Below are 20,851 nucleotides of genomic sequence, written 5' to 3' on the forward strand. Positions count from 1 at the left end.
CAAACTCACAAGTAAAATGGAAAATAACGCTAGATTCATCGATGTCATCAATGAATATCTCCACGCGCGATGTCGAAGCCTTCCTCGCGCTCGCGCACACCCAGCACTTCACACGCGCGGCCGAACGCTGCCACCTCTCGCAAAGCGCGTTCAGCCAGAAGATCGGCCGCATCGAGGTCAGCGCGGGCGTGAAGCTGTTCGAGCGCTCCACTCGCCACGTGACACTGACCCCCGAGGGCGAGGTGTTCGCCGAAGAGATGCGGCGCATCCAGGCGGACATGCACCAGGCCTTCGCCGGCCTGCGGGATCTGGCCCAGCGGCGTGTGGGGCGGGTGGCGGTGGCCGCACTGCCGTCGGTAGCGGCCGAGTGGATGCCCCAGGTCATCGCGCGCTACCGCGCGGCCAACCCGCGCATCAAGGTGGAACTGTTCGATGCACTGGCCAGCGCCGGCATGTCCATGCTGCGCGATGGCCGGGTGGACATGGCCATCATCGCGGGTGAAGACCTGCAGGAGTTCGATTGCCGGGTGCTGCGCCGGGAACGGTACTTCCTGGTGTGTCGCGACGATCACCCGCTGGCGAGCCGACAGTCCGTGAGCCTGGCACAGGCTGCAGGGCCGGACATGATGCACCTGGCGCGCAGCAGCAGCGTGCGCCAGCACCTGCAAGCCCAGCCCGCGCTGCTGGGCACCCATCCGGAGGGACTCGAGGTCGAGCACCTCGCCACGCTCTCGGCCCTGGTCGCGCAGGGCCTGGGCGTGAGCGTCGTGCCCGAACTCACGCTGTTCCATTTCCGCCGCGAGCGATTGCGCGCCGTGGCGATCCGCGACACGGCATTGCGCCGGCCGATCGTGCTGGCCCGGCGCAAGGGCCGGGCGCTTTCGATCGCGGCCCAGGCGATGTTCGAGGAAGTGCTCGCGCAGGCGCGGGGCTAAGCCGCTGCTTCAGCCCTGGCTGGTCGCGCGCGTGGTGGTGCGCAATGGCGGCGCCGTCCGGACGGTAGTGGTCGGATAGCGGCTCGGTCCTCCCTGGAAGCCGAAGGCCAGGGCCGGCTGCTCGCCGTGGATGAGTTCGGCCAGCGCCTTGCCCGAGCCCGCGCCATGGGTCCAGCCCAGCGTGCCGTGGCCGGCGTTGATCCAGAGCCTGCGCAGCTTCGTGCGGCCGATCAGCGGGATGTTGGTCGGGGTCGCGGGACGCAGGCCGCACCAGAAGCGCGGGTCACCGCCTTCTTCGGGCGTGCGCGTGTCGGCCACGCCGGGGAAGACCTGCTCGATGCGGCGCACCAGTATCTCGCAGCGCTTGCGCGCCAGCGGTGTGTCCAGGGACAGGTCGAAGCCGCCGAGTTCGATGGTGCCTGCCACGCGCAACTGGTTGCCCAGGCGCGAGATGGCGCACTTCATCTGGTCGTCGATCATGCTCACCGACGGTGCGCGGTCAGGCTGCAACAGCGGCAGCGTGGCGCTGTAGCCCTTGCCGGGGTAGATCGGCACTTGCACGCCCACCGATTTCAGCAGCGGCGTGGTGTAGGACCCGCAGGCCACGACAAAGGCGTCGGCCTTGAGTGTGCGGGTGAGGCCGGTGTCGCGGTGGCGCACGCGCACCTCGCGCACCTCGTTGCCATCGCGCACCAGCCGTTCGATGTCGTGGCCGAACAGCAGTTGCGCGCCGCGCTGCGCGCACAGGGCCGCCAGCTTCTGGGTGAACACGCGCGCGTCACCCGATTCGTCGCTGCGCGTGTAGGTGCCTCCCACGATGCGCTCGGCAAAGCCGCCCAGGGCTGGCTCGATCTTCAGCAGCTCCTCGCGCGAGACCACGCTGCGCTGCACGCCGAAGCGCTGCATGACGGCCGCGGCGTCGGCTGCGCCGTCGAAGGCCTTCTGGTCGGTGTAGTAGTGCGCGATGCCGCGTTCGAGGCGGTGGTAGTCCATGCCGGTCTCGGCCACCACGTCCTTCAACGCCGCGTGGCTGTACGCGCCGAGCGCGACGAGTTGGGCCACGTTGCGCACGAAGGCCGCGTCGTTGCACTGCCCCAGGAACTGCAGGCCCCAGCGCCACTGGGCCCAGTCGAGCTGCGGGCGGAACAGCAGTGGGGATTCGTCGGAGAACATCCACTTCAGGGTCTTCAGTGGCGCGTCCCTGTTGGCCCAGGGTTCGCAGTAGCTCACCGAAATCTGCGCGGCGTTGGCGAAGCTGGTTTCCAGCGCGGCGTCGGGCTGGCGGTCGACCAGCGTGACCTCGTGCCCGCGTTGCAGCAAGTGCCACGCCGTGCTGACCCCGATGATGCCCGCGCCCAATACCGTGACTTGCATGACCCGCTCCAGAAAAAATGGGTGTGTGGATGCGCCGCAGTATGGGAAAGATCGGGGTTCAAGTGAAGTGAAATTAAACTAAAATTCGCTTTATCAGAACGACTAATGTAGAGGCCGGCTGCCATCGCAGCGCGCCTTGCCGGAGGTTTCCCGTGAGCACCTTTGATCCCGACGCCCTGGAATGCCTGGCCGCCATCATCGAGGAGGGTGGGTTCGAGCGCGCCGCGCAGCGCCTGTCCATCACGCAGTCGGCGGTGTCGCAGCGCCTGCGCGCGCTGGAGGCGCAGGTGGGCACGGTGCTGATCGTGCGCAGCCGCCCGCTCAAGCCCACCGCTGCCGGCCAGCTCATGCTCAAGCACGCGAAGATGATGCGGCTGCTGCGCGCCGACCTGGAAAAGGACCTCAAGGAGCTCGCGCCCAGCTCCACCGGCCATGGCCGGGACGAAGAGCGCATCTCGGTGGCGATCAACGCCGACAGCATTGCCACCTGGGCGCTGCCCGCGCTGGACGTGCTGGCGCAGGGCGGCCTGCCGATCGAGATCATCACCGACGACCAGGAATTCACCCACGAGTGGTTGCGCGAGGGGCAGGTGCTGGGCTGCGTGACTTCGCTGGGCCAGGCCTTGCGCGGCTGCAAGATGGAGGCGCTGGGCACCATGGACTACGTGGTGGTGGCGCAGGCGGCGTACGCCGCCGAGCATCTCCCGAAGGGCTTGAACGCGCACAACTTCCACAAGGTTCCATTCGTGGCTTTCAACCGCAAGGACAACCTGCAGCACGGCTTCGTGGCCCAGGCGTTTGGCTTGCAGCGTGTGCTGCTCAAGCAGCTGTTCGTGCCGTCCAGCGAAGGCCAGGTGCGCGCGGTGCTCGCGGGATGGGGCGTGAGCGTGGTGCCCGAACTGCGTGTGCGCGATCTGCTGGCCAGCGGTGATCTGGTCAATCTGGCGCCGCGCCACCGCCTGGGCGTGGCCTTGCACTGGCACTGCTGGAACCTCAACTCCGAAGTGCTGGACGCCCTGAGCAGCGCCCTTCGCACGGCTGCGGCGCACAACCTGCTGCCCGTGGGAAAAGCCACCGCGTGACAACGAAAAAAGCCCCGCCAGGGCGGGGCTTGCGCAAGAGGGGCTGGGACTTACTTGGGCATGATCACCGTGTCGATCACGTGGATCACGCCGTTGTCCGCAGCGATGTCGGTCTTGACCACGTTGGCAGCGTCAACCTTCACGCCACCAGCGGTGGAAAGGGTGACCATGCTGCCCTGCACGGTTTTGACCATGCCGGGCTTCACGTCCTTGGCCATCACCTTGCCCGGGACCACGTGGTAGGTCAGTACCTTGGTCAGGGCGGCCTTGTCCTTGAGGAGCGCGTCCAGTGTGGCCTTGGGCACCTTGGCGAAGGCTTCGTCGGTCGGCGCGAACACGGTGAACGGGCCCGGGCCCTTGAGCGTATCGACCAGCCCCGCTGCCTGCACGGCGGTCACGAGGGTCTTGAACGAGCCGGCGGCGACGGCCGTGTCCACGATGTCGGCGGCGTGGGCGGAGCTCAGGGCGCTCAAGGCGAAGAGCGAGGCGATCAGGGTCTTTTTCATGGAGGTTCCTTCGGTCAGGGGGTGGGGAGGGGTCGTGAGGCGGGTCCGCGAAGAGCAGCCTCGGAATGGATGCTAGACCAATTGGTAATTGTGTAGACTGATTAGTCTGTAACAATACTTATCAGTGGGGATATCGACGACTCCGTCGATATCGGGCAGAATGCGAGCGCTGTCAAAAGGTCTCTCCATGGTCAACGCCGTTCTCAAGCCGTCCTCCGAACCCCCTCCGAAGCGGAGTTTTCGCGCGCAGATGCACCTCGCACGCGAGGACGCGATCGTCACGGCAGTCAACCGGCTGCTGGCCGAAAAGGGCTTCGAGGCCATGACGGTGGATGAGGTGGCGGCCGAGGTCGGCATTGCCAAGGCCAGTCTTTACAAGCACTTTCCCAGTAAGGAAGACTTGGCAGCAGCGGCCATGGTGCGTGTGATGGACCGTGCGCGCGCCTTCCTGGACAAGCTCGCGGGCGAGGCGCCCGCGGGCACGCGACCGCTGGATCAGCTCAAGGCCGTGGCGCGCTGGACCATGGAAGTGCAACTGGCGGGCGAGATGCCGTCGCTGCCCAGCGAAAACTCCAGCCTGCGTGCGGCGCTGACCACCAACAAGGCCTACGTGGACGGCCTGATGGACGTGAGCGAACGCCTGGGCACCTGGATCACGGCGGCTCAGGCCGATGGCAGCCTCAATCCGGCGCTGCCTCCCATTGCCGTGCTGTACACGTTGTACGCGCGTGCCTGCGATCCCGTGCTCGGGTTTCTCAAGGGCAGTGGTCAGTACGACGATGCACAGATTGTCGACATGGTGCTCGGGACCTGCTTCGACGGTCTGCGCGCACGCTGAACGCGTCGTCCCGGAAACGAAAGAGGGCCGCATCCAGCGGCCCTCTTTCCTTGGTGGTCTGAGTGGATTCAGCGCACCAGGATGACCGGCACGCCACAGTGCGCAAGCACCTGGGTGGCGACCGAGCCCATGACCAGATTCGCCAGCGCACCGTGTCCGTGCGAGCCCATCATCACCAGATCGAACCGGCCACTGTCGGCAGCTTTGGCGATCAACTCGCCCGCCGATCCCACCTTGTGGACGACCTTGGGGTCAATGCCGTGGCGCTGGAGGAACTTGACCACCGGTGCCGTCACCTTGTCGGATTCCTCGGCGTAGTACTCGTTGGCGGTATCGGCCCCCAACGCGGCGCGGGCACGGGGCGGCAGTGGGTCCTGCACCGTGATGAGAGTGAAGTTGTTGTTGGGCGCGAACATCTCGCCGTGCGTGGCCACGTAAGCCAGCATCTTCTTGGTGTACTTGCTGCCATCGACAGCCAGCAAAATCTTCATGAGCGCTCTCCTTCTGGGTGGGTCCGGTGGTCAGTGTATGTCCTCGCGCGGTGTGCCGCTTGCGCTGGATCAAGGGATGCCATGGTCGCGCCACGTATCGGCACGCTGATCAGTTGCTGCGGCAGGAAGGCGCCCTGTTCATTCTTGTCCGCGTAGCCCAACGGGTTGGCCACGATGCGGCAGCGGCCCACCTGCACATCCGTGGGGCAGTGCAGGTGTCCGTGCAGCCAGAGGTCTGCCAAGGGCAGCCAGTCGTCCAGCGCGTTGCAGAACCCCGCGGTGCCAGGGCTGGGGCCATAGCGGGGATCCATGCTGTGCAAGGTGGGCGCGAAGTGCGTCACGACCACGGTGGTGCCATCGAACGGTTCGCTCAGGGCGGCATGCAGCCAGCGCTGGCATTCCAGCGCGAGCGCGCGCATGGCCTGGGCGTCGAACAGCTGCCCGTCGCGCTCGCTGGCCATCTTCACCAGGTAGTGGTTGGCGGCACGGTAGGCCTTCTCGCGGTGGCCGAGCACGTCGTAATCGCTCCACAATGTCGTGCCCACAAAGCGCACGCCCTGCAGCACGCGCGTCTCGCGCTCCAGCCAGAGCAGACCCAGACGCTCGCATGTCGCGCGCAGCCGCTCGTGGGCCACGTCCACATCGAGTGCGTCGTATTCGTGGTTTCCAGGCACGAACAGCACCGGCACCGGCCAGTTGGCGAAACGCTGCAAGCCCCAGTCGGCTTCGTCCATCACGCTGCCTTCGCGCCGCAACTGGTACGAGCCTACGTCACCCGCCAGCACCAGCAGATCTGCGCCGGGGGCTGGGGTCGGTACAAAGTCCGGATTGGCTTCGAGATGCAGGTCGCTGAGCAGTTGAAGTTTCATGCGTGCATTGTCGGCCAGGGACGTCAGGCCCGGGCCTGGCGGGGGCGGACCAGAGGGGGCGGGATGGCGGGTGCGCCCGGACGAAAGCCGATCGCCGAGGCGCGTTCCACGGCCTCGCGCAGCCAGCGGTGCGCGGTGTTGTGGGTGGCCTGGCGGTGCCACAGCGAGTCCACATGCACGGCGGGTACCTGCAGGGGCAGCTCGCAAAGAGCGAGTTCGTGCTCCATGCCGGTGGCGCCCACGAAATGGCGCGGCAGCACCGTGAGCAGGTCGGTGGTGGCGACCACGCGGCCGGCAGTGAAGAACTGGTTGACGGTCAGCACAACGCGGCGCTGGCGCGAGAGCGCAGCGAGCGCCTCGTCCACGAAACCGAACGGGCGGCCGGAGAAACTCACCAGCAGGTGGCGTGCCTCGCAGTAGGTGTCCAGATCCAGAGGCTGGCCTGCCAGTGGATGGCTGCGGCGCATGACGACCACGTATTCGCCGTCGTACAAGCGCTGGTGGTGGAAGTGCGGACTCTGCTCCTGCAGGTGCAGGGCGCCCAGTTCGGCCAGCACGCCAGGGAAGTGCCCGATGGCGAGGTCGACGGTGCCGGACTCGAGCAGTTCGCGTGGGTCGCGCGTGGTCAATGGCAGTACACGCAGGTTCGCGCCCGGTGCCTCGCTCTCGAAAATGTCGATCAATCCGGGGATGAGCTTGGCGGCCGTGGCGTCGGCCATCGCCAGCACGAAGGCGTTGTGCGCGCTCGCAGGGTCGAAGGTGCCGGGTGCCAGCGACTCGCGCAGCATGTGCAGGGCGTCGCGTACCGTGGGCCACAGTGCCAGTGCCGCCGGCGTGGGCTCCACGCCGTAGCCAGAGCGGCGCACCAGTTCGTCGCCGAGCACCTCGCGCAGGCGGCGCAGCGCGTTGCTCACGGCCGGTTGCGTCATGGACAGGTTGTGCGCCGCACGTGTGAGATTGCGTTCGGTCATCACCTCGTCGAAGACGCGCAGGAGGTTCAGATCCAGGGTGCGGAAGTTGAGATCATTCATCACCATTGAGAATGTAATTCATCATAAAGATAAATTGGCGGGATATCAGTACTTACCCTAGTATTGCGGTGTCCAAAAGACATTCATCCCTTCAGGAGTCCGCCATGAGCACATACGCATCCCTTCCCTCTGCCCCGCTGGGCCTGCGCCCGGCATCCGCCCCTGCGCACAAGGGGGTCGACGGCGTGCACCGCCGCGCCGAAAATGCGCGCGGCCTGACCGCCATGCTGCTGGCGGCCGTGGTCGCCGCCCTGGTGGTGGTCGCCGATCGCCTGATCAGCACCTGGGCCGACGGCCATCTGTTTCTGGCCTGGGTGTTCCTGTGGGTCGTGGTGTTCGCCGGCATCGCCCTGTTCGCCGACACCGCGCGCAGCCTGGCCCGCCGCGCCGTGGTCGCGCTGGACGGCTGGTCCGAGGCCTTGGCCGAGGCGCGCGCCGAAACGCGCCTGTGGGAAATGGCCCGCATGGACCACCGCCTCATGACCGAACTGGTGCAGGCACGCGCGCGCGCTGCCGAGGAAGCCGACGAAGCACCGGCTGCACAGTCGTTCACCGAAGCGCTGGCTCCGCTGGGTTTGCCGGAAGCGCCCAAGGCCGTGGCCTCGCAGGCGGGCTACTGGGAACGTCTGGGCACGGCCCGCGCCCGCAACCGCCTGATGTACTACATCTGACGCGCCGCAAGCGCCGACAAGGCGCACACAAAAAAGCCACCGGGTCCGGTGGCTTTTTTTTCGTCCCGGCGGGTGGTCCCGGGGCGCGGAGGCGGCCTGCAGATCGTGCGGGCCGCCGTGGTCCTCAGGCGGCGAGTCGCTTCTCGATCTGCGCCTTGGTCTCCTCCAGCTCCCGGGGCAGGTGGTAGGCGAGCTGGTTGAACAGCTCGGCATGCAACTCGAGTTCCTTGGCCCATGCCGCCTTGTCGATATGGGTCACGGTGCGGTACTGGTCGGCCGAGAAGTCCAGTCCGTCCCAGTGAATGTCTTCGAAGCGCGGGCTCACGCCGAAGGCATGCTCGGTGCCCTGGCCCTGGCCTTCGAGGCGGTCGATCATCCACTTGAGCACGCGCATGTTCTCGCCGAAACCGGGCCAGACAAACTTGCCGGCCTCGTCCTTGCGGAACCAGTTCACGCAGAAGATGCCGGGCAGCTTCGCGCCCTGGCCAGCGAGCTTGCTGCCCACGTCGAGCCAGTGCTGGAAGTAGTCGCTCATGTTGTAGCCGGTGAACGGCAGCATCGCAAACGGGTCGCGGCGCACCACGCCCTGCGCACCGAAGGCGGCGGCGGTGGTTTCCGAGCCCATGGTGGCGGCCATGTAGACGCCTTCGGTCCAGTTGCGCGCCTCGGTCACCAGCGGCACGGTGGTCGAGCGGCGGCCACCGAAGATGAAGGCATCGATGGCCACGCCGGCGGGGTCGTCCCAGGCCGGGTCAAGCGCGGGGTTGTTGATCGCCGCCACCGTGAAGCGGGCATTGGGGTGTGCGGCCTTGGCGCCGGTCTCCTTTGCGATCTGTGGCGTCCAGTCCTTGCCTTGCCAGTCGATGGCGTGCGCGGGTGCTTCACCCATGCCTTCCCACCACACGTCGCCGTCGTCGGTGAGCGCCACGTTGGTGAAGATCACGTCGCGATTCAGACTGGCCATGCAGTTGGGGTTGGTGGCGGTGTTGGTGCCGGGCGCCACGCCAAAGTAGCCCGCTTCCGGGTTGATCGCGTACAGGCGGCCATCCTTGCCGGGCTTGATCCAGGCAATGTCGTCGCCGATGGTGGTGACCTTCCAGCCCTCGAATCCCTTGGGTGGGATCAGCATGGCGAAGTTGGTCTTGCCGCATGCACTCGGGAAGGCTGCGGCCACGTGGTATTTCCTGCCCTGGGGGTTGGTCACGCCCAGGATCAGCATGTGCTCGGCCAGCCAGCCCTGCTGCCGGCCCATGGTGGAGGCAATGCGCAGCGCAAAGCACTTCTTGCCCAGCAACGCGTTGCCGCCATAGCCCGAGCCGTAGCTCCAGATCTCGCGCGTCTCGGGGTAGTGCACGATGTACTTGGTGCTCGGGTTGCACGGCCAGCCGGTCTTGTCGGTCTCGCCCGCGGCCAGGGGTGCGCCCACGGTGTGCACGCAGGGCACGAAGTCACCGTCGGTGCCGAGCACGTCGTACACGGCCTTGCCCATGCGGGTCATGAGCTTCATGTTGACGGCCACGTAGGCGCTGTCGGAGAGTTCGATGCCGATGTGGGCGATGGGGCTGCCCAGCGGGCCCATGCTGAACGGCACCACGTACATGGTGCGCCCGCGCATGCAGCCGTCAAACAGCGGCTGCAGGGTGGCGCGCATCTCGGCCGGCGCCTTCCAGTTGTTGGTCGGGCCGGCGTCTTCCTGCTTTTCCGAGCAGATGAAAGTGCGGTCTTCCACACGCGCCACGTCCGATGGATCGGAGCAGGCCAGGAAGCTGTTGGGGCGCTTGACCGGGTGGAGCTTCTTCAGCGTGCCGGCGTCGACCAACTGCTGGCACAGACGCGCGTACTCTTCCTCGCTGCCGTCGCACCAGACGACCCGGTCAGGCTTGCACAAGGCCGCCATGTCGGCCACCCAGGCGATGAGCCGGGCGTTCTTCACATACGGGGGGGTGTCGAGGGTCAGGCCCTGCATCACGGGTGAGTTCATGGAAGTGGCTCCAGAAGTTTGTAAAGCGGCGCACCTCAGAGACACCGACAGCCGCAAGCGTCGGGGGCATGACGCGGCGGCTGTCCAGGGGTCCCTTTGGAAAAAAAGATGGTCGGCGCGGGCTGCGGTGCGGGTGGCGGGGCAGCAGGAATCGGTTCCGGGTCTGTGGTCCGGGCGTGATCGGCGGGTCGGCCTATGGGGGCAATTTTATGAAAGTGCCCGCCCGGTTACGAACCCGTTACATGCAAAACCCGCATAACGTGATGCATTCGACGCTGGGTTCACCAGATGACGATGGCTTTGGCCCAAAAAGAAAGCCGAAGGCCCGGGCGGGCGTTCGGCTGTTCGGGGAAACGGGAGGCTTCAGGCCATGAACACGGCGATGAAGGCGAGCAGGAACATCAGCACGCCGCCTGCGACCGGCAGCACGACGGGCATGTAGGGAACGATGGACTCCACCAGATCCTGGGGGTGCTCGCTGGGGGTGTCGTGGCCGTGGTGGGACATGGTTGCTCCGTCAGAAGGTTCAGTACGTGGGCTATTTTAAGGGATGCAGCGCATCACAGCAGGGCATAGGTCGTGCTGGCGCGGCACACGCTGCGGCCGTCATCGGCACCGCAGATGTCGATTTCGCCGAACACCAGGCTCTTGCCCGCGCGGATCACGCGCGCCGTGATGCGGGCATCCTGCCCGGAGAGCGGCTTGAGGAAGCTGGTGTTGAGCTGAACGGTGGTCATGGGGCGCTGGTTGCCCAACCGGGTGACGATGGCCAGCACCATGGCGGTGTCGGCGGCCGACATCATGGCCTGGCCGCACAGCATGCCGCCCACCCGCGAGAGCTGGTCGCTTTGCGGCAGGCGCAGCGTGACCTCACCGTCGCCGAAGGACTCGACCTGCAGGCCCATGGCCTGGATCCAGGGTGCAAACCACTCGGAGAGCAAGCCCTGGAGCGAGGTGACGGTAAGGGGACCGGAAGCGGTGGGATTCTGCGTCATCCGTTCATTCTCCACGGCGCAGGCGAGAGAGCCAGTGTTCCATCAGCTTGCCCGCGGCTTCCCGACCGCCCAGGCCAAACGACAGGGCCACCGCGACGGCGACAGCGCCCAGCGTGAGCCCGAAGGCCAGGTTGACGATGTCGTCGGCGATGCCCATGGCGCGCAGGCCCATGGCGATCACCAGCGCGAGGATGGCGTAGCGGCCGATGCGCGCCAAACCCCGGGTGCTGGCGCCACTGGCGCGGTCGATAGCGTCGTAGGCCACGTTGGCCAGCCAGAAACCGATGACGAGGATCGCCGAGCCCAGCAGGATGTCGCCACCGAAACGGATGAAACTGGCCACGATGTCGCTGACCTGCCCGAAGCCCAGTTGAGCGGCCGCCTCGACGGTGGCGAACAGCATGGCGAAGAACAGCACGATGCGGCCGACGGCGGCGGATGCGCTGGTCTTCTCGAAGGCGTGCGCCATCTGCACGCGCGCGGGGAGGGTGTCGAAGCCCAGTGTGGCCAGCAGGCTGGCCAGCAGTTTGCTCGCAAACGAGGCCACGAGCCAGGTGACCACCAGGATCAGGGCAGCTGCGATCAGATTGGGCACCGCCTGCATCAGGGAGTTCAGCATGTCGGTGGCCGGCCGGGAGATGGCTTCGATCTTCAGAGCGTCAAGTGCAGCGATCAGCGACGGCAGAAACACCGCCACGAAGACCAGCATGCCGATCACGCGCGAGAGGTTCACCGTGTCGGCCAGACCCGCCTGGTGACCCAGTTTGTCGACACCGGCCGTGCGGCTCAGGTGGGTGGTGAGGTTGCGCAGCACGGTGGCCACGATCCAGCCCACGCCACCGATCACGATCGCCGCAACCGCGTTGGGCAGCATGTCCAGCGTCTTGCTCACCATGTCGCGCAGCGGGTCGAGCAGCCCCTCCATTTGAAGGGCGCCCAGGATGGCGGGCACGAACAGCAGGATCACGAGCCAGAACAGAGCGCCCGAGAGGCTGTCGCTGATCGGCGCCATGTCGGCATGCTCGGAGAGCTTTTCGTCCAGCGTGGTCTTGTCGAGCAGCTTCTGCGACAGCGCCCGGATCATGCTGGCCACCAGCCAGGCCACGAGGGCCAGCACCAGGCCGCCCAGGAGGCGCGGCGCATACTCGAACAGCTGGGTCGTGAAGGCGGAGAAGGGGCCGGAGACGATCGCGAGATTGAGCGAGTTGAAGACCGCGACCAGCGTGAGCAGGATCACCACCCAGAACAGGGCCAGCGCGACTGCGCCCTCGATGTCCACCCGCGTGCTGGTGAGCTTGCCAAAGCGGTGGTTGACACCGATGAACCCAAGGCTCTTGCGGGTGGCCGCCCGCACCAGCACCGCGATGAACCAGCCCAGTATGAAGATGGCGAGCGCGCCCAGCAGTTGCGGGATGTGCGTGCCCAGCGTGTTCTGCAGCGAGTTCCACAGCGTGTTGGTGTCCATCTCGTCCTCCGGTTGGCGTTGGTAGATCGGGCCATGATGCCGGACGCTGCGTGGCCACGTCAACCGAGAGAGGCCACCGGAGGGACCAGACGGCTCAGAGCAGCGTCGTCTCGAAGCCGGATTGACGCAGGCGCTCGATCACCTGCGCGATGTGTTCGCGACCGCGCGTCTGCAGCACCAGTTCGATGGCGACGTTCTGCGCCGCCAGCAAGGTGAAGGCGCGCTGGTGGTGCACTTCGTCGATGTTGGCACCTGCCTCGGCCACCGTGGCTGTGATGCGCGCGAGGTTGCCCGGCACGTCGCGCGCGTTCACCTGGATGCGCGCCAGGCGCCCTGCGCGCACCATGCCACGCTCGATGATGGAGGCCAGCAGCATCGGGTCGATGTTGCCACCGCACAGCACCAGGCCGACGCGCTGGCCCGCGAAGCGTTGCGGGTGCTTGATGAGCGCGGCCAGACCGGCGGCGCCCGCGCCTTCGACCAGCGTCTTCTCGATCTCCAGCAGCATCACGATCGCCTGTTCGATATCGCCCTCGTCGACCAGCAACAGCTCGTCCACCTTCTGGCGCACGATGGCCTCGGTGATCACACCGGGGGTGCCCACGGCAATGCCTTCGGCGATCGTGCTGCTGCCCTGGGGAAGCTGCGTGCCCTGGATGGCGTTGACCATAGCGGGAAAGCGCTCGGTCTGCACCCCGACGATGCGGATGCCCGGGCGAATCGCCTTGGCTGCCGTGGCGATGCCCGCGATCAGGCCGCCGCCACCGATGGCAATGACCAGGGTGTCCAGGTCGGGCTGCTCTCGCAGCATTTCCAGCGCCAGCGTGCCCTGGCCGGCCACGATGGCCTCGTCGTCGTAGGGGTGCACGAACACCAGCCCGTCCCGCTCGGCCAGTTCACGCGCGTGCGCCCGGGAGGCGTCCAGCGTGTCGCCGTGAAGCACCACCTCCGCACCGAATCCGCGCGTGCGCTCCACCTTCACACCCGGCGTGAAGCGCGGCATGACGATCACCGCACGGATGCCCAGGCGCTGCGCGTGGTAGGCCACACCCTGGGCGTGGTTGCCCGCGCTCATGGCGATCACACCGCGTGCCTGCTCTTCGGCGCTGAGCTGAGAGAGCTTGTTGCAGGCGCCACGTTCCTTGAAGGAGGCGGTGTACTGCAGGTTCTCGAACTTCAGATACACCTGACAGCCGGTCAGCTGGGAAATGGTGCGTGATTCGACGAAAGGCGTGTCCAGCACATGACCGTTCAGACGGGCGGCGGCGGCTTCGATGTCGTGGAGTTGCAGCATGAGGAGATTGTGAACCAAGCCCCGCTTCCTGCCCTGCCGGCAAAGCCCGACAAATTGCTCAGACACGCCGCCTCACTCTCTTCCATGATTCATCAAGCTGGGTTATGGTCCGCTGAAATGTCGGCTCCCCCGGCATGGCGACACTGGAAGACCGTTCTGGAGGTGTCTGGATGACCAAGCGCTTGCTGCAGTCTGCTGCGCCAGCGGCTCGCACCGTTCTCGATGCACGCGAGGGCCGTGGCCCGCTCGCGGGCGAGGGGCGCGTGTTCGTGCCGCCCGGTCTGCGCCAGGCGCCGGTGCTTGATCTGATGTGCTCGCACTTCGTGCTCATCCTGGCCGCGCGCCAGGGCCCACGTTTCAACGTGCGGCGCGACCTCAATACCCTGCTCTCGCTGGCCGGCCGCCACCTCGTGTGGCCCCAGACCGTATTGCTGCGCCTGCGCGAGTTCCTGCAGCGCCGCTGCAAGGACAACGAGCTCTGGAGCGGCCATGACGGCCTGACCACCAACGCATTCATGGAGCGTTACGGGGTGTGGCGCGGTCCCTATGAGGAAGGCACACTGTTCTTCTATCTTGACGAATACGCCAAGGAGTCCCCCAAGGACCTGCTCTCGGTGCTGGCCGTGACCGGTGAATGGCTCAGCCACTCGCTGAAGAAGCAGTCCACCCTGGTGGAGAAGAACATTGATGCGCTGGCCGGCCTGTTGCAGCTCAACCGCGCCGAGCGCGCGCTGTTGCTCTACGGCACGCTTGCGCGCTACCAGCGCGACCTGCGTTCCATCCTGGTCGAGTTCAAGGTCAACAACGCGCCCGAGGCCTATGCGGCGATCGCCGACGTGGCCGGTGTGAAGGCCAGCGAGGTGGGTGAGGCACTGCGCGCCGGCTCGCGGCTGGAGCGCATCGGCATGGTGGAGAACCTGATTTCAGAGCACAACATCACCGACCTGGCCGACCTGATGAAAGTGAGCGAAAAGCTGCCACCGGTGCTGATGCGCGAGTACCGCACGCAAAGCGAGCTGATGGCGGTGTTCACCCGCCCTGCGACGCGCTCGGCGCTGAGCACGAAGGACTTCGATTACGTGGGTGAGGATGTGCGCCTTCTCTGCGGCCTGCTCCGGGAGGCCGTGGCGCGCAAGGAGCCCGGCGTGAACGTGTTGATGTACGGCCCACCCGGCACAGGCAAGACCGAACTGGCGCGCGTGGTGGCCGCGGCCGCTGGTCTGGAGCTGTTCGAGGTGGAATACGCCGACCGAGACGGCAATGCGCTCTCGGGGCGGGACCGCTACCGTTCGCTGCAGATCGCGCAAGTGTTCCTCAAGGGCACGGCGCACTCGGCGCTGCTGTTCGACGAGGTGGAAGACGTGTTCCCGCCGATCTCCAGCGAGGCCGCGCAGATCATGGCGCGCGCCGAGCACGTCGCCGCGTCCCACACCGGCAGCGTCAGCGGCAAGGCCTGGGTGAACCAGATCCTGGAAACCAATGCCGTGCCCACGCTGTGGGTGACCAACCGCATCGAGCAGATCGACCCGGCGTTCCGCCGCCGCTTCGCCTACCACCTCGAACTCAAGAGCCCGCCGCCTGGTGCGCGCGAGCAGCTGGTGCGCAAGACGCTGGAGGATGCGCCGGTGTCCGATGCGCTGGTGGCGCGGCTGACCGAACGCAAGGGCCTCACGCCGGCGCAGATCCGCACGGCCCTGCGTTTTGCGCAGCTTGCCGCGAGCCCTGCCAGGCCGGCGGCGCGGCGCGGCGCGAAGGCACGCAGCGCACCTTCACTGGTGCTTGATGAACTGATTGAACGACAGCTCAAGAACGCCGACCTCGCCCTGGGCCGCAAGCCCGATCTGCTGCAACGACCCAGCGTGACCCAGTACAGCCTGGACATGCTCAACGTCGAAACCCGCCACGAGCTGCCGCGCGTCATTGCCGCACTCAAGGCGCGTGGCCATGGCTGCCTGTGCTTCCACGGTGCCCCGGGCACCGGCAAGACCGCGCTGGCCGAACACCTGGCCCAGCAGCTCGAACGGCCGCTGATGATCCGCCGCGCCAGCGATCTGGTGAGCAAGTTCGTGGGCGAGACCGAGCAACAGATGGCGGCGATGTTTCGCGAAGCCGAAGCCGAGAAGGCCGTGCTGCTGCTCGACGAGGCCGACAGTTTCCTGCAGGACCGCCGGGGCGCGCAGCGCACCTACGAGGTCACCGAGGTCAACGAGATGCTGCAGGGCATGGAGCGCTTTGCCGGCATCTTCATCTGCACCACCAACCTGATGGACAGCATCGACCAGGCGGCGTTGCGCCGGTTCACGTTCAAGATCCACTTCAAGCCGCTCACAGCCACCCAGCGCGAAACCATGTTCGTGGTCGAGGCGCTCGAGGGCGATGCCACGCGACTGGTGCCGGAACTTGCCGCACGTCTGGCCAGACTCGACCAGCTGTGTCCGGGCGACTTTGCCGCCGTGAAGCGGCAGGTGGAGATCCTGGCTGAAACGCTGGCGCCCGAGGAGTTCATGGCCCAGCTCGAAGCCGAGCACCGCATCAAGCCCGAGGTGCGCGAGGCGCGCGGTATCGGCTTCATGCACTGAGCCGATTCGACGCCCAAAGAAAAGGCCACCCGAAGGTGGCCTTTTCTCATCCAGGGCAGCGCGAGGGTTCAATGCAGCAGCGCCATCGGTCCGGTGGGCAACTCGTCGGATGAATAGTCGGGGTGGTTGTCCACGAAGAAGCGCAGCTTCTGGTCGAGTCGGGCCACGCGGGTGCTGGCCACGCTCTCGCAGTGGTGCTTGGAGATCAGGCCGAACAGTTTGCTGCGCATGAACCACAGGTCCTTGGGGCTCTGGCAGGACATCAGTGCGGCGTGCATGCGCGTGCGCACCGGATCCTTGATGTCGGCCATGGCTTCGTGGAACTCGTCAACAAGAAAATCCATCTCCAGTACCTGGGTGTCGTGGTACTGGGCTTTGGGGGTGGTCTTGCCAAACCATGGCAGCAACCTGAGAAACATGACGCGCTCCGTTCGATGATGTCCGGGACGGGGTGAAAACTCCCCGGCTACATCACCAACATCGGCTTGAGGCGCCGCAGCTTGAGCGGCAGAAGGGCCCGACAGGCGGTTGCGCCGACGGGCGGTTGACCCTGTCACACCTTGGTTGTCAACCTGGATTCGCTGCGGCGACGCGCCTCAGACGAAAGCACTCACCACCCTGACCACGTCCGCGCCGTAGGCCTCGCGCTTTTTCTGGCCGATGCCGGCTATGCCGTCCAGATCGGCCAGCGTTTCGGGCTTGCGGCTGGCGATGGCGCGCAGCGTGGCGTCGTGAAAGATCACGAAGGCTGGCAGGTTGTGCTCGCGCGCGACGCCGGCTCGCCAGGTCTTGAGGGCCTCCAGGCATTCGCGTTCGGACAGGCTCAGTGGCTGACCGTCGTCCCGCGCGGTGGCGCGCGCGGCGCGCTGGCGGCTGCCGCGTGACGAACCGGCGGCCTTGTCGCTCAAGGTCTTGAGCCAGACCGGGCTCTGGCCCTTGAGGATATCGCGCGCCGCGTCGGCCAGGTGCAGGGTGTTGTAGGGTGCGTCGTGCACCGCCACCGCCTCGCGCGCGATGAGCTGGCGCAGCAGCGCGCGCCATTGTGTCTCCGACAGGTCGGCGCCGATGCCGAAGGTCGAGAGCTTCTCGTGGCCGTACTGCGTCACCTTCTCGGTGAGCTTGCCGCGCAGGATGTCCATGATGTGGCCGGCACCAAAAGCGGTGCCGCTGGCCTGCTGCACGCGGTAGATGCACGAGAGCAGCTTGCGCGCCGACTCGGTGGCGTCGTGCAACTCCGGCGGTGTGAGGCAGTTGTCGCAGTTGCCGCAGGGCTGGCTGGCCTCACCGAAGTACGACAACAGGCGCACGCGCCGGCAGTCGCTGGCCTCGGCCAGCGTGAGCAGGGCGTCGAGCTTGCCGCGCAGCACCTGCTTGAACTCGTCGGCCGCAGGGCTTTCGTCGATCATGCGGCGCTGGTTCACCACGTCCTGCAGGCCGTAGGCCATCCAGGCGTTGGCGGGCTCGCCGTCGCGGCCCGCGCGACCGGTCTCCTGGTAGTAGCCCTCGATGTTCTTGGGCATGTCCAGGTGGGCGACAAAACGCACGTCGGGTTTGTCGATGCCCATGCCGAAGGCGATCGTGGCGACCATGATCAGGCCTTCCTCGCGCAGGAAGCGGTCCTGGTGGCGCTGTCGCACGGCGGCGTCGAGTCCCGCGTGGTAGGGCAACGCGGTCAGGCCGGCATCGCACAGCATCGCCGCCACTTCCTCGACGCGCCGGCGCGACTGGCAGTAGACGATGCCCGCGTCGTGCCCGGCGGCGCTGCCATGTTCGTCGCGGATGAAGCGCAGCAGCTGGGTGGTGGCATCCTTCTTCTCCACCAGCTGGTAGCGGATGTTGGGCCGGTCAAAGCTGCTGATGAAGGTGCGCGCGCCCTGCAACTGCAGGCGCTCGACGATGTCGGCGCGCGTGAGATCGTCCGCCGTGGCCGTGAGGGCCACGCGCGGCACGCCGGCAAAGCGTTCGTGCAGCACGACCAGCGCGCGGTACTCGGGGCGGAAGTCGTGGCCCCACTGGCTCACGCAATGGGCCTCGTCGATCGCGAACAGGCCGAGCTTGCCGCGCTCGTGCAGCGAGTCCAGCAGCGCCAGGAATCGCGGCGTCGTCAGGCGCTCGGGCGCGGCGTACAGCAGCGTGAGTTCGCCGCGCAGCATCTGCTTCTCGACCTTCTGCGCATCTTCGCTGGAGAGGCTGGAGTTGAGGAAGGCCGCGGCCACGCCGGCCTCGATGAGTGCGCCGACCTGGTCGTGCATCAGCGCGATCAGCGGCGAGACCACCACCGTCAGGCCCTGGCCGGCGCGCTCGCGCACGATGGCCGGCACCTGGTAACACAGCGACTTGCCGCCGCCGGTGGGCATGAGCACCAGCGCGTCGCCACCGGCGCCCACGTGCGCCACGATCTCGGCCTGGGGGCCACGGAAGTCGTCGTAGCCAAACACCTCGTGCAACACGCCGAGGCTGGTCTCCAGGACCTCGCTGCCGGGGGCGATGTCGATGGCCGTTTCGCTCACTACATTTGTTCCCAGGGGAGGCCGTCGAACCGCCAGCCGTTGAGGCTGGAGCGTTTGAAGTCTTCGTTGAGCTCGCCCTCGAAGCCATGCACCACGTGCGCCACCTCGCTGAAACCGGCGGCTTCCAGCGCCTTGCCCGCGTCCAGCGTGCGCTTGCCGCTGCGGCAGATCAGCAGCACCGGCCGGCTCTTGTCGCCCGCTTCCTGCTCTACGGCGGAGGCAAAGCGCGCCGGGTCGGGCGTGAGGTCGGGGTACTCGTACCAGGGGATGTTCTCCACGCCAGGCGGGCGGCCCACGTAGAGCGACTCGATCTCCATGCGCACGTCGACGAACAGCGGGGGTTCCTCGCCACGGGCCGCGCGCTGCTCGCGTTCGGCCTGCAGCCAGGCCCAGGCCTGCTGGGGCGTGAGGTGTTTCATGCCGGGTATTGTCGGGGAATTTGGAAGGCCACCCGGCCAGACGGGGGCCCGGGGCCGGGGCGGCTTCTTACAATCCGGGGCATGAACGCCCCAGCCTACACCCGCGCCCAGGCGCTGCCCGAGATCCTGAAGCAACGCATCGCCATCCTGGATGGCGCCATGGGCACCATGATCCAGCGCTTCAAGCTCGGCGAGGCCGAGTACCGGGGCGAACGCTTCAAGGACTTCCACAAGGACGTCAAGGGCAACAACGAACTGCTCAGCCTCACGCGGCCCGACGTGATCCGCGACATCCACGAGGGCTACCTGGCCGCTGGCGCCGACCTGATCGAGACCAATACCTTCGGCGCGACCACGATCGCGCAGGACGACTACGAAATGGGCCATCTCGCGCGCGAGATGAACCTGGCCTCGGCGCGCATCGCGCGCGCCGCCTGTGACCAGTTCAGCACGCCCGACAAGCCGCGCTTTGTCGCCGGCGCCCTGGGCCCCACACCCAAAACCGCGAGCATCAGCCCCGACGTGAACGATGCCGGCGCGCGCAACGTCACCTTCGAGCAGCTGCGCGCCGCCTACCTGGAACAGGTCGAAGCGCTGGTCGAGGGCGGTGCCGACGTGCTGCTGGTGGAGACCATCTTCGACACGCTCAACGCCAAGGCCGCGCTGTTCGCGATCGACGAGTTCTTCGAAAAGAGCGGTGAACGCCTGCCGCTCATCATCAGCGGCACCGTGACCGACGCCTCGGGCCGCATTCTCAGCGGCCAGACCGTCAGCGCCTTCTGGGCCAGCGTGCGGCACCTGCAGCCACTGGCCGTGGGCCTGAACTGCGCACTGGGCGCCGCGCTGATGCGCCCCTACATCCAGGAGCTGGCCAAGGTGGCGGGCGACACCTTCATCAGCTGCTACCCGAATGCCGGCCTGCCCAATCCGATGAGCGACACCGGCTTCGACGAAACGCCCGCCGACACCAGCCGCCTGCTGCGCGAGTTCGCCGCCGAAGGCCTGGTGAACATCGTGGGCGGCTGCTGCGGCACCACGCCCGAGCACATCGCCGCCATCCACCAGAGCGTGAACCCGCTGGCGCCGCGTGGCCTGCAGCGCGACTACTTCTACAAGGAAGCCGCCTGATCAGTCCGGCACCAGCCGGTCGATCTCCTGCTGCATCGAGAACACCAGCTGGGCGTAGAGCTGCAGCTTGCCATCCGCCTCGCGCAGGCGCCGGCTCAGGCGCAGCGCGACCGCGCTGAGCAGCTTGGCGGCGGTGGCTGGCTCCTCGGCGATCAGGGCCTCGAGCGCGCTGCGTGTGAGCACGGCGCAGCGCACCTCGGTGCTGGCGGTGCAGGTCGCCGAGCGGGCGGCACCGTCCATCAGCGACATCTCGCCCATGAGGTGGCCCGGTCCGAGCACGTTGACCGTGAGCGGCGAGGTGCGGCTCACCACCACCGCCTCGACCGTGACCTCGCCCTCGATCACCAGCGCCATGAAGCCGTCGTCGCCACTGCCGCCGCTGTCGCCCTGGCGGATGATGGCCTCACCCTCGGCGCAGCGTCGCAGCTGCATGAAGCCCACGACGGTGCGCGCCTCGGCCTCGCTGAGCTGGATCAGCGCCGTGGCCGAGCGCAGCAACGCCGCCGCGCGCAGCGCGGTGTCGGAGGCACTCACGCGCGCATCGCGCGCCTTGCGGGCCGCTGCGGTGTCGTCGCGAGCGCCGAACAGGGTGTGGAACAAGGCCATGGCGAAGTACCGAGAGGGGCAGGATGGACAAACCGTGTCATTGTCGTGCTATCCGGGTCCGTGTACGTGTGCATGGC

Annotated in this window: 20 protein-coding genes; 6 read left to right on the plus strand and 14 right to left on the minus strand. The window is 66.9% G+C overall.

Annotated features, from left to right (window positions below; translation table 11 throughout):
* The first annotated feature begins 50 nt into the window (after positions 1–50).
* Entirely contained in the window at positions 51–935 is an 885-nt protein-coding gene (locus tag K5880_RS03895; protein WP_297648933.1) for a LysR family transcriptional regulator, read from the plus strand.
* Between the two features lie 9 nt (positions 936–944).
* Here the strand turns inward: K5880_RS03895 and K5880_RS03900 are convergent, their stop codons facing one another.
* Positions 945–2,309, minus strand: a complete 1,365-nt coding sequence (locus K5880_RS03900) for a D-amino acid dehydrogenase (protein WP_297648936.1) — start codon at positions 2,307–2,309, stop codon at positions 945–947.
* A 152-nt stretch (positions 2,310–2,461) separates the two neighbouring features.
* Between K5880_RS03900 and K5880_RS03905 the strand changes: the two genes are divergently transcribed.
* Positions 2,462–3,391 (plus strand): LysR family transcriptional regulator ArgP, encoded by a 930-nt coding sequence (locus K5880_RS03905; protein ID WP_297648939.1) that lies wholly within the window; start codon positions 2,462–2,464, stop codon positions 3,389–3,391.
* A gap of 50 nt (positions 3,392–3,441) precedes the next feature.
* On the opposite strand, the gene K5880_RS03910 is transcribed toward K5880_RS03905, so the two are convergent.
* Positions 3,442–3,897: a fasciclin domain-containing protein gene (locus tag K5880_RS03910; protein ID WP_297648942.1), complete on the minus strand. Its 456-nt coding sequence runs from the start codon at positions 3,895–3,897 to the stop codon at positions 3,442–3,444.
* Positions 3,898–4,084: 187 nt separating this feature from the next.
* Between K5880_RS03910 and K5880_RS03915 the strand changes: the two genes are divergently transcribed.
* A complete protein-coding gene (locus K5880_RS03915; RefSeq protein WP_297648945.1) occupies positions 4,085–4,735 on the plus strand; it encodes a TetR/AcrR family transcriptional regulator in 651 nt (216 codons plus the stop codon).
* Between the two features lie 68 nt (positions 4,736–4,803).
* Here K5880_RS03915 and K5880_RS03920 read toward each other — a convergent pair whose 3' ends face one another.
* The 3 genes from K5880_RS03920 to K5880_RS03930 are packed head-to-tail and all read right to left on the minus strand — an operon-like array spanning position 4,804 to position 7,126.
* Positions 4,804–5,226 (minus strand): universal stress protein, encoded by a 423-nt coding sequence (locus K5880_RS03920; RefSeq protein WP_297648948.1) that lies wholly within the window; start codon positions 5,224–5,226, stop codon positions 4,804–4,806.
* Positions 5,223–6,095 (minus strand): metallophosphoesterase, encoded by an 873-nt coding sequence (locus tag K5880_RS03925; protein WP_297648951.1) that lies wholly within the window; start codon positions 6,093–6,095, stop codon positions 5,223–5,225. The genes K5880_RS03920 and K5880_RS03925 overlap by 4 nt, the downstream gene beginning before the upstream one ends.
* A 23-nt stretch (positions 6,096–6,118) precedes the next feature.
* On the minus strand, positions 6,119–7,126 hold the full coding sequence (locus K5880_RS03930) for a LysR family transcriptional regulator (RefSeq protein WP_297648954.1): 1,008 nt from the start codon (positions 7,124–7,126) through the stop codon (positions 6,119–6,121).
* Between the two features lie 104 nt (positions 7,127–7,230).
* Between K5880_RS03930 and K5880_RS03935 the strand changes: the two genes are divergently transcribed.
* The gene (locus tag K5880_RS03935; RefSeq protein WP_297648957.1) at positions 7,231–7,797 is read left to right on the plus strand and encodes a hypothetical protein; all 567 of its coding nucleotides are present in this window, start codon (positions 7,231–7,233) and stop codon (positions 7,795–7,797) included.
* 124 nt (positions 7,798–7,921) lie between these two features.
* Here K5880_RS03935 and K5880_RS03940 read toward each other — a convergent pair whose 3' ends face one another.
* From K5880_RS03940 to K5880_RS03960, 5 genes are all read right to left on the minus strand, one after another.
* Positions 7,922–9,778, minus strand: coding sequence for a phosphoenolpyruvate carboxykinase (GTP) (locus K5880_RS03940; protein ID WP_297648959.1), 1,857 nt, complete (start codon positions 9,776–9,778; stop codon positions 7,922–7,924).
* A gap of 363 nt (positions 9,779–10,141) precedes the next feature.
* Positions 10,142–10,285: a hypothetical protein gene (locus K5880_RS03945; RefSeq protein ID WP_297648962.1), complete on the minus strand. Its 144-nt coding sequence runs from the start codon at positions 10,283–10,285 to the stop codon at positions 10,142–10,144.
* Positions 10,286–10,338: 53 nt separating this feature from the next.
* The gene (locus tag K5880_RS03950) at positions 10,339–10,773 is read right to left on the minus strand and encodes a PaaI family thioesterase (RefSeq protein WP_297648965.1); all 435 of its coding nucleotides are present in this window, start codon (positions 10,771–10,773) and stop codon (positions 10,339–10,341) included.
* Positions 10,774–10,777: 4 nt separating this feature from the next.
* Positions 10,778–12,238 (minus strand): mechanosensitive ion channel, encoded by a 1,461-nt coding sequence (locus K5880_RS03955; protein WP_297648968.1) that lies wholly within the window; start codon positions 12,236–12,238, stop codon positions 10,778–10,780.
* Between the two features lie 94 nt (positions 12,239–12,332).
* Entirely contained in the window at positions 12,333–13,532 is a 1,200-nt protein-coding gene (locus tag K5880_RS03960) for a threonine ammonia-lyase (protein WP_297648971.1), read from the minus strand.
* 170 nt (positions 13,533–13,702) lie between these two features.
* Between K5880_RS03960 and K5880_RS03965 the strand changes: the two genes are divergently transcribed.
* The gene (locus K5880_RS03965) at positions 13,703–16,111 is read left to right on the plus strand and encodes an ATP-binding protein (protein ID WP_297648974.1); all 2,409 of its coding nucleotides are present in this window, start codon (positions 13,703–13,705) and stop codon (positions 16,109–16,111) included.
* A gap of 68 nt (positions 16,112–16,179) precedes the next feature.
* Here the strand turns inward: K5880_RS03965 and K5880_RS03970 are convergent, their stop codons facing one another.
* The 3 genes from K5880_RS03970 to K5880_RS03980 form a co-directional block, all read right to left on the minus strand.
* On the minus strand, positions 16,180–16,530 hold the full coding sequence (locus K5880_RS03970; RefSeq protein WP_297648978.1) for a hypothetical protein: 351 nt from the start codon (positions 16,528–16,530) through the stop codon (positions 16,180–16,182).
* A gap of 177 nt (positions 16,531–16,707) precedes the next feature.
* The gene (gene recQ / locus K5880_RS03975) at positions 16,708–18,621 is read right to left on the minus strand and encodes a DNA helicase RecQ (protein ID WP_297648981.1); all 1,914 of its coding nucleotides are present in this window, start codon (positions 18,619–18,621) and stop codon (positions 16,708–16,710) included.
* On the minus strand, positions 18,621–19,040 hold the full coding sequence (locus tag K5880_RS03980; RefSeq protein WP_297648984.1) for a rhodanese-like domain-containing protein: 420 nt from the start codon (positions 19,038–19,040) through the stop codon (positions 18,621–18,623). Before K5880_RS03980 ends, recQ begins: the two co-directional genes overlap by 1 nt.
* 81 nt (positions 19,041–19,121) lie before the next feature.
* Between K5880_RS03980 and K5880_RS03985 the strand changes: the two genes are divergently transcribed.
* Positions 19,122–20,168, plus strand: a complete 1,047-nt coding sequence (locus K5880_RS03985) for a homocysteine S-methyltransferase family protein (protein WP_297648987.1) — start codon at positions 19,122–19,124, stop codon at positions 20,166–20,168.
* Here K5880_RS03985 and K5880_RS03990 read toward each other — a convergent pair whose 3' ends face one another.
* Entirely contained in the window at positions 20,169–20,774 is a 606-nt protein-coding gene (locus tag K5880_RS03990) for a cyclic nucleotide-binding domain-containing protein (RefSeq protein WP_297648992.1), read from the minus strand.
* Positions 20,775–20,851 lie beyond the last annotated feature (77 nt).

Source organism: Hydrogenophaga sp., assembly GCF_025699295.1.
GTDB lineage: Bacteria > Pseudomonadota > Gammaproteobacteria > Burkholderiales > Burkholderiaceae_C > Hydrogenophaga.